Here is a 14,327-nt window from a genome sequence, read left to right on the forward strand (position 1 = left end):
CACATGACAGAGAATGTATTTGAAGCAGTCAAGCAGTCGGTCAGCACCAGAGATGCGGCAGCGTTTTATGGGATCGAGGTCAAACGAAATGGCATGGCCTGCTGTCCCTTTCACGATGATAAGAACCCAAGCATGAAGGTAGACCAGCGGTTCCACTGCTTTGGCTGCGGTGCAGATGGGGATGTGATCGACTTTACCGCAAAGCTCTTTGACCTCTCCTCAAAAGAAGCGGCGGAGAAACTGACACAGGACTTTGGCCTGATCTATGACAGTCAGGCCCCTCCCCGCAGGAGATATGTCCGGCAGAAAACCGAGGCACAAAAGTTTCGGGAGGACCGGCAGCGGTGTTATCGCGTACTGTCCGATTATTACCATCTGCTGAAAAAATGGGAGGCCGACCATTCTCCCCGGACACCGGAGGAAGAACCGCACCCCCGCTTTGTGGAAGCAATCCAGAAGAAAACCTATGTAGAGTACCTGTTGGACCTTTTTCTTTATGAAAGTGAAGAAGAACAAAGGGCATGGGTTGCAGAACACACAGCAGAAATCATACACTTGGAAAGGAGATTGAAAATCATGGCTGAGAACAAACCCACCAACCGAGAGCGGCTAAGGGAAATCACAGATGGCATCGAGCAGGGGATCAAGGAACTGTTTGAGAGTGAAAAGTATATGCGCTATCTGTCCGTCATGTCCCGCTTCCACCGCTATTCGGTAAACAACACCATGCTCATCTATATGCAGAAGCCGGACGCTACATTGGTAGCCGGATACAATAAGTGGAAAGACCAGTTTGAGCGTCATGTAAAAAAGGGCGAGCATGGCATTACCATCATCGCCCCCACACCGTATAAGAAGAAAATCGAGGAGCAGAAGCTGGACCCGGATACCAAGGCTCCGATTCTGGATAAAGACGGAAAGATCGTCACAGAGGAAAAAGAAATCGAAATCCCCATGTTTCGTCCGGTCAAGGTCTTTGATGTAAGCCAGACCGACGGGAAACCTTTGCCGGAGCTTGCTTCCTCCCTTTCCGGCAATGTGCCAAATTATGAGGCATTCATGGAGGCCCTGCGCCGCAGCGCACCGGTACCGATTACTTTTGAAGCAATGGCTGCTGATACGGACGGCTATTTTTCTGCCGATCATCAGAAAATCGCCATTCGTCAGGGCATGAGTGAGGTGCAGACAGTTTCGGCCACGGTTCATGAGATTGCCCACAGCAAGCTTCATGACCCTAAAAAATATGAAATGCTACCGTCATGGAAGGTTGTGCTGGAGAGTGAAGGTGGAACCAAGCATGATTTCAAGTTGGATTTTGCCACAGAAAAAGAAGCCGAACAGTTTGCTTCTGATATGGATTGGCGCTATGTGGACGAAAATCAGTTTGAATGGCGTCTTGCAGTTGAGGAAGATCCAACCGCAGAAAAACAGGCAATCAAAAATCGTCACACGGAGGAAGTAGAGGCTGAAAGCATCTCCTATGCGGTCTGCAAATATTTTGGCATCGAGACCGGAGAAAACAGCTTCGGCTATATTGCAAGCTGGAGTCAGGGCAAGGAACTGAAAGAGCTGAGAGCCAGTTTGGAGACCATCAATAAGACCTCCGGCACTTTGATCTCTGACATTGAGCGCCACTATAAGGAAATATGCAAAGAGCGTGGAATCGACCCTCATGCAAAGGTAGAGCCGGAACCCGCCCCGATAGAGCAGCCAGAAGATGCCGCTAAGGTATCTGATAGACAGCAGACCGGCGATCTGACCTACTATGTAGCAGAGTGCATGGAATTTCCAAACCTCGGAGAATATCACGATAACCTGTCTTTGGAGGAGGCGGTCCGCATCTATCAGGAAATTCCGGCAGAGCGAATGAACGGGGTCAAAGGGATTGGCTTTGAGCTGAAAGACGGAAGCGACTATGAAGGACCGTTTCCGATTTTGACCGGGCAGACCATTGACCTGGACACTATTCAGGCAATCGACTATTACCGTGACAATCCGCTGGTACAGAAAGCGGTAAAGGAACTGGCTGCGGCCATGCCGGAAATGGAGGTACTGGGGGCGGATGCCAACCAGCAGGAGGCTTTGTTTCTGATCAACGATACTACCTATCTTCATATCCAACCTTGTGACAGCGGATGGGACTACACTCTTTACGATGCTGCGTCCATGAAAGAGCTGGATGGTGGTCAGCTGGATATGCCGGAGATTTCCCGCATGAAGGCAGTTCTCCAGATTTGTGATGACAACGATTTGGGCAGAGACTCGGTAAAATACGCACCGTTGTCCATGATTGAGACCTTGCAGGACGCTGCCTATCAGCAGATGCAAGCAGAGGTCGGTCAGATAACTGCTTCTTCTCAGCTGCCGGAAGCACAGGAGCAGGCACTGGATGAATACCCCATGCCTGATGAGCAGGTCTCCACACCGGATATGCAGGAATACGGCTACTCCTATGATGGGATGCTCCCTGTTACCAGAGAACGGGCGCTGGAACTGGATGCCGCCGGTTTGACCGTCTATGTGCTGCATGAGGACAATACGGAGAGCATGGTGTTTGACCCGCAGGAAATCATGGATCATGGTGGTCTTTTTGGCGTGGACCGTGAGGAATGGGAGAAAAGCCCTCAGTTCCACGAAAAGGTCATGGAGCGTCTGGAACATCAGCAGGAACGGGAACAGGCATTTCTCTCCCAGAACAGAAACTGCTTTGCCATCTACCAGGTGAGCCGTGACGATCCGCAGAATGTGCGCTTTATGAATCTGGACTGGCTAAAGGCCCATGACATTTCCATAGACCGCAACAATTATGACCTCATTTACACAGCTCCTCTGAGGGAGTCTGGCACTGTGCCGGAGCAGCTGGAAAAACTCTATCAGCAATTCAATCTGGAAAAGCCCGTGGACTTTCACAGTCCTTCCATGAGCGTCAGCGACATCGTTGCGGTCAGGCAGGACGGTAAGGTATCCTGTCATTACTGTGACAGTGTTGGCTTTACCCAGATCCCCGGATTCCTGCCGGAAAATCCGCTGAAAAATGCGGAGATGGCCGTGGAGGACGATTACGGCATGATCGACGGTATCATCAACAATGGCGCAAAAGAGCCTACGGTGGCAGAGCTGGAACAGCAGGCCCGAAGCGGTCAGCCCATTTCCCTGATGGAGTTGGCAGCCGCCACCCATCGGGAGGAACGGGAAAAGAAAAAGTCCGTCATGGAGCAGCTGAAAGGCCAGCCCAAGACAGAACACAAAAAGACAGCACCCAAAAAGAGTGCGGAAAGGGAGATTTGATATGGGAAACTTTACTTTTGAGGAAATGAACCTGATGTGCATTTACAATACCGGCAGCCGCACCGGGCTGATTGACAGTTTGCGTGAGATGCGCGGCGAGCTTTCGCCGGAGGAAACGGAGCTGAGAGAGTTGACCGACAGCGCCCTTACGAAGCTCTGTGTGATGACCGATGAGAAGTTTGCCGAACTGGAGCTGTACCCGGATTTTGACCAGTAAACAACATAACCGCAGGGATGGGGTGGCGATCTGCCACCCCGCCTTTTTACCCCAAAATTGAAAGGAGGACAGAACACTATGCCAACCAAAGCTGAACTATATGCACAGATGGCGGACAAGGTGGCAACACAGCTCACGGGGAGCTGGCAGGAATGGGCAGGGTTTCTCACTACTGCTTCCCGCCTTTACAAGTACCCGTTCCATGAGCAGCTGATGATCTATGCCCAGCGACCGGACGCCACCGCCTGTGCGGAGTACGATTTGTGGAATGAAAAGATGGGCCGTTATGTAAGGCGCGGTTCCAAGGGAATCGCTCTGGTGGATGATTCCGGGGACAGACCTCGCCTGCGTTATGTCTTTGACATTTCCGACACCGGAACCCGTGAACATTCCCGCACTCCCTGGCTGTGGCAGTTGGAGGAGCGCCATCTGGATTCCGTGCAGGCCATGCTGGAGCGCACCTATGATGTTTCCGGTAATGACCTTGCCGGACAGCTCACCGAGGTAGCCGGAAAACTGGCTGAGGAATACTGGACGGAGCATCAGCAGGACTTCTTCTATATCGTTGACGGTTCTTTTTTGGAGGAATATGATGAGTATAACATCGGAGTGCAGTTCAAGGCAGCCGCCACCGTCAGCATCACTTACGCTTTGATGTCCCGCTGCGGACTGGAGCCGGAACGCTACTTCGACCACGAAGATTTCATGGCGATCTTTGATTTCAACACCCCGTCCACCATCGGGGCGCTGGGAACAGCGGTCAGCCAGATCAACCAGCAGGTGCTGCGGCAGATCGGCGTCACCGTCCGAAATGCAGAGCGCGAATCCAACCAAGAAAGGAGCAAACAAGATGAACAATCCCATGACCTATATCCAGAACGGAGACTATCTGATTCCCGACCTGAAGCTGAGCCAGCAGCCGGAGAAACCCCTGGGCAAGTACGGCAGGATGAGGAAAACCTACCTGAAGGAACATCGTCCCATCCTCTACAACCAGATGTTGCTGAGCGAGAAGCTGTACCCGCACCTTCTGGAGATCGACGAGACCGCCCAGAGCAGACTGGAGCAGATGATGCCCCAGCTGGCGAAGGAAGCGGGAGCCACCGAGGAACTGAAAGCCAGCGATCCCATGAAGTGGGTGGGGCTGATGAACACCTGCAAAGCTCAGGCCGAGGAAATCCTGATGGCGGAGCTTATCAACAGCTGACCCTAAACCTGTTCCTCTCCGAAGCGGAACAGATCCAATCCATAGATGAAGCAGAGAATGTAGCGCATACATCCTCTGCTTTTTCTTTTGCCCAAAATGACATCGACCATGTGCTGCGTTTGGGCGGCAATACAGACCGTCAAAGGGAGCGTGTGGTTGCAGCCTTTGAAAAGCAGAAAACCACCGCTGAGATTGCCGAGATACTGAAAACGCTGTACCACGGCGGCAATGGCCTTGGCAGTGTGAGCGCATGGTATGCCGAGGATGGTATCCATCTTTCCCATGGGAAGTCTGTCCGTTATGACAGGTCTGCCCAGGTCATTTCCTGGGAGAGCGCCGCAGAGCGTATCGGGGAGCTTTTGGAGAGCGGCCAGTTTGCCTCCAATGTGGAGCTTGCAGAAGCGGCAGGCTATGAACGCTCCCTCCTTTCAGAAAAGCTCTGGCATCTGTATCACGATCTCAGTGAGGGTGCCAGAGAAGCCGGATATTTGTCCTGCCTGTCAGAGATCAAAGGCAATGGTTTCCCGGAGGAGACTCGCCGCCTGACGGAGCAGCTGAGTGACCCGGCTTTCCGCCAGACCCTCAAGGAAGAATACGCCGCCTTCTGGACTGCCTATCAGCAGGACCGTGACCTGTTGCGTTTTCACTATCACAGACCAAGGGAGATCTGGGAGAACCTGAAGGACTTTGACCTGCCACGCAGGACCTTTTCTTCAGACCTTTCCCAAGTGCCAACCGTTCAGCACTTCATTACCGAGGATGAGATCGACGCCGCTATGACCGGCGGCAGCAGTTTCGCCGGAGGAAAAGGCCGTATCTATGCGTTCTTCATGGCAAACCATACGGATAAGGAGAAAGTGAGATTCCTCAAAGACGAGTATGGCATTGGCGGACGCTCTCATGCCCTGTCCGGCGCAACACACAGCGGCGAAGATCACGATGGGAAAGGACTGCACTATAAAAAGCAGGACTGCCCGGATGTTCACTTGAACTGGGAAAAGGTTGCCAAGCGCATTACCTCACTTGTCCAGAAAGACTGCTATCTTACCGAACAGGAACAGGCACAGTATGACAAGATCCAGTCTGAACAGGAACTGGCCGAAGAAGATGCTATTCAAGCCCAGCAGCCGGAGATGGAGAAAGAAACACCAAAGCCTACCCTTGGGGAGCAGTTTGAGCAGTATAAGCCTGTGGTGACTGCCGCCATTTACGAGGATACCGCATATCGCAATGCCTGCGGTCATTCTGACCGTGAAAATGCTGTCATCGAGGGTAATGCCGCTGTGCGCCGTGCAGTCCTTGGTTCTAAGAATATGGAGCTGATCCGACTCTATTCGGATGTGACGGAGTTCCGCCAGCGTTTACACCGGGAAGTGATCGACGAGACCTATCCAAAGCTCCATGAGCTTCTGCGCCCTCTTTCTCAGGAAGATATTGATACTGCCCTTTGTGCATGGAACGGCAATATCGAGAGTAAACACGCTGTTATCCGCTATATGAAAGACCATGCAAGAGAAAAAGATACCGCCGCATGGCTGGCTCAGGAATACGGCGGCAGTAACAGCAACAGCCTGTTCGTTGTTCGTGCCGGCAGCCCGGAGGAAACGCAGCTGCCCTGGCCGAAGGTACAGCGCAGGCTTGCCCAGCTCATTCAGGAGGACCGGTTCTATACCGAAGAAGAACAGGAACGTTTTGACGACATCGACCCAATCGCCATCCGGGAAGCCCTGGAGGAAAGAGGGATTGTCAACGGACAGGTGGCAGACCCGGAAAAACTGGACAATGACCCATTTATCCAACAGGTGGTGTCGGATGTAGAGCAGATCGCAGCTGCCGAGACAGAGCAGCCTTCCGAAGTTGCTATTTCCGATGAGGAATATGATGCAGTTCGCCGCCCAACTCCGCAAAGAACATCCTATGACCCTGCTGCCCCGGTCTATGCCGTGGGCGATACCGTGTATATCGAGGATGACGCTTATCAGATCACCGAGCTGCGGGATGATACCGTGCAGCTTCTGCCCATCGGGATGGTATATCCCATCTACCGGGCAGAGCGCAAAGAACAGTTCGAGCAGCTGCTTCGGGCAGACCGCCGCAATGCTTACTATACCGAGTTTCTTCCTACTGACCCGGACAAGGCAGATCAGGACTTGCGGGATGTATTGGCCCATGGACTGATGGATGAAGCGGATAAAAAGCAGATTTCCACGCTGCTGCAATCCGGCAGGAGCAACAGCGAGATCGCCTACTGGCTGAGCAGAGCCTATTCCGGTGAGATCGAGACACTGAATCTGGAGACCGGCGATATTGCCGATTACCGTACCACGGCACAGGGCATAGAACTGGAAGTCATGGATGCAGAGGAAAAGCGTCTGGCTGTGCTGTATTTCCGCTGGGATGAGGTTGCGCCTTTGCTGCGCGGGATGTATGCCCGTCAGCAGGACGGTTTTGGACAGGAACAGCCCCAACCGGCTGCCGAATCCCCGGCCTTCCATTCCGAGACCGTGGCCGTCTATCCGGGCGATAAGAACAATCTGCCTTATGATGTGGTGGTGGAACGACTGCATATCGAGGAGCCGGAGCCACCAGCGCCTGTGACAGAGCCGGAGAAAACCTTTGAGGAAGTGTTGGATGAACACCCGGTTTCCATTCAGGTCAATGGCCAGTGGCAGACCTTTCCCAATGCCAAAGCTGCCGAGGAAGCATCTTATGAGGAATACAAGGCTAACCTGCGCCGCAATGCAAAAAACTTCCGCATTACCGATGAGCATTTGGGTGAAGGCGGTCCGAAAGCCAAGTTCCAGGCAAATGTTAATGCCATTCGTTTGCTGAAAGAGCTGGAAACTGCCGGACAGCAGGCAAGCCCCGAACAGCAGGAGGTTCTTTCTCGATATGTGGGCTGGGGCGGTCTCTCTGATGCGTTTGACCCGGAGAAACCGGCATGGGCTTTAGAGTATGCCCAGCTAAAAGAACTGCTGACCCCGGAGGAATATGCAGCCGCCAGAAGCTCCACCCTCAATGCCCATTACACCAGCCCTACGGTCATCAAAGCGATTTACGATGCTGTGGGCCGTATGGGATTTGAAACCGGAAATATTTTGGAGCCATCTATGGGCGTGGGTAACTTCTTCGGTATGCTGCCGGAGGAAATGAGAAACAGCCGTCTATACGGTGTGGAGCTGGACCCGGTTTCCGGGCGTATCGCAAAGCAGCTCTATCCAAAGGCGGACATCACAGTAGGCGGCTTTGAGACCACTGACAGGCGTGACTTCTTTGACCTTGCCGTCGGCAATGTGCCTTTCGGTCAGTATCAGGTCAATGACAAAGCCTATAACAAGCTGAATTTCAACATTCATAATTACTTTTTCGCAAAAGCGTTAGATCAGGTGCGTCCCGGCGGTGTGGTGGCTTTTGTGACCTCCCGCTATACCATGGACGCCAAGGATTCCACCGTGCGCCGCTATCTTGCCCAGCGTGCTGAGCTGCTGGGAGCGATCCGTCTGCCGAATGACGCGTTCAAAAAGAATGCCGGTGCCGAGGTGGTATCGGACATCATCTTCCTCCAAAAGCGGGACCGCCCGCTGGACATCGTGCCGGAATGGACCCAGATCGGACAGACGGAGGACGGATTTGCCATCAACCGGTATTTTATCGACCACCCGGAAATGGTGCTGGGCAGACAGGAGCCGGTAAGCACTGCACATGGTATGGACTACACCGTGAACCCTATCGCGGGACTGGAGCTTTCCGACCAGCTGCATGATGCGGTGAAGTATATTCATGGCACTTATCAGGAGGCAGAGCTGCCGGAACTGGGCGAAGGCGAAGCTATTGACACCTCCATTCCTGCCGACCCCAATGTGAAGAACTATTCCTATGCCATTGTAGACGGGCAGGCGTACTACCGGGAAAACAGCCGTATGGTGCGCCCTGACCTCAACGCCACCGCCGAAGCCCGCGTGAAAGGTCTTGTGGGACTGCGTGATTGTGTGCAGGAACTGATCGATCTTCAGATGGATGCAGCGGTTCCAGACAGCACCATTACCCAAAAACAGGCGGAACTGAACCGGCTCTATGATAGCTTTTCTGCCAGATACGGTCTCATCAATGACCGTGCAAACCGTCTGGCCTATGCAGACGATTCTTCCTATTACCTGCTCTGTGCGCTGGAAGTTATCGACGAGGACGGAAAGCTGGAGCGCAAGGCGGATATGTTCACCAAACGGACCATCAAGCCCCATCAGGCAGTGGTTACTGTGGATACGGCAAGCGAAGCACTGGCGGTGTCCATCTCGGAAAAAGCCTGCGTGGATATGGACTATATGAGTCGGCTTACCGGAAAAACAAAAGAAGAACTGGCCGGAGAGCTGCAAGGCGTGATCTTCCGTGTACCGGGACAGCTGGAGAAAGACGGCACACCCCATTTTGTGACTGCTGATGAATACCTTTCCGGCAATGTACGCCGCAAACTGCGTCAGGCGCAGCGGGCGGCGCAGCAGGACCCTTCTTTTGCAGTCAATGTGGAAGCTCTTACCGCCGCCCAGCCCAAAGACCTGGATGCGTCGGAGATCGAGGTGCGCCTTGGTGCCACCTGGATCGACAAGGAATATATCCAGCAGTTTATGTACGAGACCTTCAACACCCCGTTTTATCTCCAGCGCAGCATCGAGGTCAACTATTCCTCCTTTACTGCTGAATGGCAGATCAAGGGGAAATCTTCCGTATCCTACAACGATGTGGCAGCTTATACCACCTATGGAACCAGCCGTGCCAATGCTTATAAGATTTTGGAGGACAGCCTGAACCTGCGGGATGTCCGTATCTATGACACCATAGAGGACGCAGACGGAAAAGAGCGCCGCGTACTAAACGCCAAGGAGACCACTCTGGCTGCCCAAAAACAGCAGGCTATCCGGGAAGCCTTTAGGGACTGGATCTGGAGAGACCCGGAGCGCCGCCAGACTTTGGTGCGCCAGTATAACGAAGAAATGAACTCTACCCGTCCCCGCGAGTATGATGGCAGCCATATCACTTTTGGCGGCATGAACCCGGCCATTACCCTGCGGGAACACCAGAAAAGTGCCATCGCCCATGTGCTGTATGGCGGAAATACCCTGCTGGCACACGAAGTAGGCGCGGGCAAAACCTTTGAGATGGTGGCCGCTGCGATGGAAGCCAAACGCCTGGGCTTGTGCCAGAAATCTCTCTTTGTGGTTCCCAACCACCTGACTGAGCAGTGGGCATCGGAGTTTCTGCGCCTCTATCCTTCCGCCAACATCTTAGTCACCACCAAAAAGGATTTTGAGACCCATAACCGCAAGAAGTTCTGCGCCCGTATTGCGACCGGTGACTACGACGCCATCATCATGGGACACAGTCAGTTTGAGCGTATCCCCATCAGCCGGGAGCGTCAGGAAAGGCTTCTCTATGAGCAGATCGACGAGATCACCGAGGGCATCGCAGAGGTGCAGGCCAGCGGCGGCGAGCGTTTTACCGTCAAGCAACTGGAGCGTACCAGAAAGTCTCTGGAAGCCAGACTGGAAAAGCTGCAAGCCGAGGGGCGAAAAGATGATGTGGTAACTTTTGAGCAGCTGGGTGTGGACCGGCTGTTTGTGGACGAGGCCCACAACTACAAGAACCTGTTTTTATACACAAAAATGCGGAATGTGGCTGGTCTTTCCACATCGGACGCGCAGAAATCCTCCGATATGTTTGCCAAGTGCCGCTATATGGATGAGATCACCGGAAACCGTGGCGTGATCTTTGCCACCGGCACACCGGTCAGCAACTCCATGACCGAGCTTTACACCATGCAGCGTTATCTTCAATATGAACGCCTGCAAGAACTGAACATGACCCACTTCGACTGCTGGGCTTCCCGATTTGGGGAGACCGTCACAGCATTGGAGCTGGCACCGGAAGGCACCGGCTACCGGGCAAGAACGAGATTCAGCAAGTTCTTTAATCTGCCGGAGCTGATGAACCTGTTCAAAGAAGTGGCGGACATCAAGACCGCCGACCAACTGAATCTGCCTACCCCGGAGGTGGAATACCACAATGTTGTGGCGCAGCCCACCGAACATCAGCAGGAAATGGTCAAGGCTCTTTCGGAGCGTGCATCGCTGGTACACAGCGGAACCGTTGACCCGTCTCAGGACAATATGCTCAAGATTACCTCGGATGGCCGCAAGCTGGGGCTTGACCAGAGAATCGTCAACCAGATGCTGCCGGATGAACCTGGCACAAAGGTCAATCAGTGCGTGGACAACATCATGCAGATCTGGCGGGACGGCAAAGCTGACAAGCTGACCCAGCTGGTGTTCTGCGACATTTCTACACCGCAGGCAAAAGCTCCTGCAAGCAAGGCGGCGAAAACGCTGGATAATCCACTGCTTCATGCACTGGAAGATGCTGTGTCTCTGCCAGAGCAGGAACCTGTCTTTACGGTATATGACGATATTCGTCAGAAACTCATTGCTCAGGGAATGCCTGCCGACCAGATCGTTTTTATCCATGAAGCCAACACCGAAGTGCGGAAAAAGGAGTTGTTCTCTAAAGTCCGTACCGGTCAGGTGCGTGTCCTTTTGGGCAGCACCGTCAAGATGGGCGCAGGCACCAATGTGCAGGACCGTCTGGTGGCACTTCATGACCTAGACTGTCCGTGGAGACCGGGAGACCTTGCCCAGCGCAAGGGCCGTATCGAGCGCCAGGGTAACCAGAATCCTCTTGTCCATGTGTACCGCTATGTGACCGAAGGAACCTTTGACGCATACCTCTGGCAGACGGTGGAGAATAAGCAAAAATTTATCAGTCAGATCATGACTTCTAAATCACCGGTGCGTTCCTGCGATGATGTGGACGAAACGGCGCTTTCCTTTGCCGAGATCAAAGCCCTGTGTGCCGGAGACCCCCGTATCAAGGAGCGCATGGATTTGGATGTGGAAGTTGCCAAGCTGAAGCTGATGAAAGCCGACCACCAGAGCAAGCAATATCGTCTGGAGGACCAGCTGCTCAAATACTTCCCAGAGGAGATTGAAAAGCACAAAGGCTTTATCAAGGGCTTTGAATCCGATCTGGAGGTTTTGGCAGCGCACCCGCACCCGGAGGACGGCTTTGCCGGTATGGAGATTCGTGGAGACCTGCTGACCGATAAGGAGAACGCCGGCGCAGCCCTTTTGGATGCCTGCAAGGAGGTCAAAACCTCCGATCCGGTGCAGATCGGCAGCTACCGGGGCTATGCCATATCCGTGGAATTTTCCGCTTGGAAACAGGAGTATACGCTCCTGCTGAAAGGACAGATGACCCACCGGGCAACCCTTGGTACAGACCCTCGCGGAAATCTTACCCGTATCGACAATGCCCTCGCCCAGATGCCACAGCGTCTGGAGGCGGCAAAGGCCCAGCTGGATAACCTCTATCAGCAGCAGGCTGCCGCAAAGGAGGAAGTCGGAAAGCCATTCCTTTATGAAGAAGAACTGCGAAGCAAAAATGCCCGTCTGGTGGAGCTGGATACTTTGCTGAACATCGACGGAAAGGGACAGGCACACGCCGAGGCTGTTGTTGCCAAAAGCACACGGACTTCGGTGCTGGACAGCCTGAAACGCCCGGTGCAACCCCGCAGTACAGACAAGAAACCAAAACAGCATGAGGAGGTGCGATAACATGAATACTAACGATCTGAATACAGCCCTTTATGAAAAGATGGCTGTCGAACAGGACAAGTTCCGGGAATGGCTGAAAAGCCAGCCCCCGGAAGAAGTCTTAAACCATGCCTATGAGTACACCATCCGGGAGGACATCGTGATGGCAATGGAGGAATTGGAGTTGACCGACACCCAGGCACAGGCACTTTTGGAATCTCCCTCTCCGTTGGCGGATGTGTACCGCTATTTTGAAAAGCTGGAAACCGGCTACATGGATGCGATCAGGGACAGCATTGAGAACCGTGCCGATGATGTGTGCAGAGCCAAAGAGGAACTGCGAACAACACCGGTCTATCCATATTCTGCTGCCTATGCGTCCGAGCATGGGGAAATGGCACAGTACAACCTCTCATATCAGGCGAACAGCGCCTGTAAAGAAGCCATTGAGCAGACCATCAGCGCCCACTATGCAGAGAATCGGCTGGATACGGAGGCGGCGGTCAAAGATGTGCTGGAAAAGTTCGGGATGGAACGGGTACAGTTTATTCTTGCCAACACCATCCAGCGCAAGAACTATGACGGGCGTATCTCTCAGGACAATAAAGCATGGGCAAAAACCATTCCTATGCTGGAGGACAGCGGCGCTTCCCGCCACTGTGCCTATCTGGTGGTAGATCAGGTCAATCCCGGTTTGACCGACCTGTTCACCAGACAGTTCCGAAAAGTTGCTCAAGAACAGCAGAAAAGTTCTGTCCTGCAAAAGCTCAAACAGGAGCTGCCCGCCCATAAGTCTGCCGCCCCGAAAAAACGGGAGCCGGAGCGATAACCATGGCAAAGCGCAAGAGGGATGTTCCGGTTTTGTTTTGGGTGTCCGCAGAAGAACTGGAGCTGATCCATCAAAAGATGCAGCAATACGGGACAGAGAATTTGAGCGCTTATCTGCGGAAAATGGCACTGGATGGGTATGTGGTCAAACTGGATCTGCCGGAGCTGAAGGAGTTGGTTTCCCTGATGCGCCGAAGCAGCAACAACTTGAATCAGCTGACCCGCAAAGTACATGAGACCGGGCGGATTTATGATGCTGACTTGGAGGATATATCCCAACGGCAGGAACAACTGTGGGAGGGTGTGAAGGAAATCCTTACCCAACTCTCCAAACTTTCATAACAGGGATAGATACTCCATTTGCGGAGGGAGGAACGGCGTTTCTTCGCCGCACCTTCCTCCGCTTTTTCTTTTTGTCTGTATCCTTGTCTTTTGCCTGTCCGTACCGGATAATATGAGTAGAATAAGAAGCGTAGCAAAGGAGTGAAAACAGATGCTGACCTTTGAAAAGGTGCTGGAGATTTTTGCGGATTACCTGACCGCAGACGAGACCATAGAAGTTTATATCAGCCGCCATGGATGTGTAAGAGTTGAATTTGACCAAGATTTTCACTATTGCTCTGGCGAGGTGTGCCATACTCCCAAGGAACTGTTCGACCTCTTAGCCGATGATTACCGGACTTATCTGGAGATTGAACTGACCAAAGGAAAACGGGAAGTGACGGAAGATGATGAGAGAGAAGCGGATACCCTGTGCAAACGGCATCTGGAGCGTTGGAGGGAGGAACTGGAATGAAGATTTTGAAATGCCTGCTGATGATTGTAACTGCACCGGCCATCTTGGTGTTGACGATTTTTGTCTGGCTCTGCACGGGGCTAATCTATATATCCAGTCTGGTGCTTGGTCTGCTCAGCACGGTAATTGCTCTGCTTGGCGTGGCTGTGCTTATTACCTATTCCCCGCAGAATGGTGCAATTTTGCTGGTTATGGCATTTTTGATTAGCCCGATGGGGCTGCCGCTGGCTGCAATCTGGCTGCTGGGAAAGGTGCAGAGTCTGAAATTTGCGATACAGGATTGGGTGTATGGGTAAATGATGTGAATATAATTTGGAATGAAAAAGAAGCAGGACAATGGGAGATGAGACC

General features: G+C 53.0%; 9 protein-coding genes. 8 read left to right on the forward strand and 1 reads right to left on the reverse strand.

What is annotated here, in order from left to right; translation table 11 throughout:
• Positions 1 to 3: 3 nt before the first annotated feature.
• Positions 4 to 3,288 (forward strand): YodL domain-containing protein, encoded by a 3,285-nt coding sequence (locus R8695_RS02690; RefSeq protein WP_154781027.1) that lies wholly within the window; start codon positions 4 to 6, stop codon positions 3,286 to 3,288.
• 1 nt (position 3,289) lies between these two features.
• On the forward strand, positions 3,290 to 3,505 hold the full coding sequence (locus tag R8695_RS02695; protein ID WP_154781028.1) for a transposon-transfer assisting family protein: 216 nt from the start codon (positions 3,290 to 3,292) through the stop codon (positions 3,503 to 3,505).
• Positions 3,506 to 3,601: 96 nt separating this feature from the next.
• Here R8695_RS02695 and R8695_RS02700 read toward each other — a convergent pair whose 3' ends face one another.
• Complete coding sequence (locus R8695_RS02700) at positions 3,602 to 4,369, reverse strand: hypothetical protein (RefSeq protein WP_243139601.1); 768 nt, start codon at positions 4,367 to 4,369, stop codon at positions 3,602 to 3,604.
• Here R8695_RS02700 and R8695_RS02705 point away from each other — a divergent pair.
• The 6 genes from R8695_RS02705 (at position 4,368) to R8695_RS02730 (ending at position 14,272) form a co-directional block, all read left to right on the forward strand.
• Complete coding sequence (locus R8695_RS02705) at positions 4,368 to 4,712, forward strand: TnpV protein (protein WP_014078560.1); 345 nt, start codon at positions 4,368 to 4,370, stop codon at positions 4,710 to 4,712. The two genes, R8695_RS02700 and R8695_RS02705, sit on opposite strands and share 2 nt — an antisense overlap.
• A gap of 1,496 nt (positions 4,713 to 6,208) precedes the next feature.
• Positions 6,209 to 12,373: an SNF2-related protein gene (locus R8695_RS02710; RefSeq protein ID WP_465220657.1), complete on the forward strand. Its 6,165-nt coding sequence runs from the start codon at positions 6,209 to 6,211 to the stop codon at positions 12,371 to 12,373.
• Between the two features lies 1 nt (position 12,374).
• The gene (locus R8695_RS02715; protein ID WP_154781030.1) at positions 12,375 to 13,181 is read left to right on the forward strand and encodes a DUF3848 domain-containing protein; all 807 of its coding nucleotides are present in this window, start codon (positions 12,375 to 12,377) and stop codon (positions 13,179 to 13,181) included.
• 2 nt (positions 13,182 to 13,183) lie between these two features.
• Positions 13,184 to 13,522 carry a plasmid mobilization protein gene (locus tag R8695_RS02720; RefSeq protein ID WP_117453440.1) on the forward strand — a complete coding sequence of 113 codons (339 nt, stop codon included), beginning with the start codon at positions 13,184 to 13,186 and terminating at the stop codon, positions 13,520 to 13,522.
• Positions 13,523 to 13,673: 151 nt separating this feature from the next.
• Positions 13,674 to 13,976, forward strand: coding sequence for a hypothetical protein (locus tag R8695_RS02725; RefSeq protein WP_154781031.1), 303 nt, complete (start codon positions 13,674 to 13,676; stop codon positions 13,974 to 13,976).
• Positions 13,973 to 14,272 carry a CD1845 family protein gene (locus R8695_RS02730; RefSeq protein WP_119224070.1) on the forward strand — a complete coding sequence of 100 codons (300 nt, stop codon included), beginning with the start codon at positions 13,973 to 13,975 and terminating at the stop codon, positions 14,270 to 14,272. The genes R8695_RS02725 and R8695_RS02730 overlap by 4 nt, the downstream gene beginning before the upstream one ends.
• Positions 14,273 to 14,327: the final 55 nt, after the last annotated feature.

The organism is Blautia luti (assembly GCF_033096465.1).
Taxonomy (GTDB): Bacteria; Bacillota; Clostridia; order Lachnospirales; family Lachnospiraceae; genus Blautia_A; species Blautia_A luti.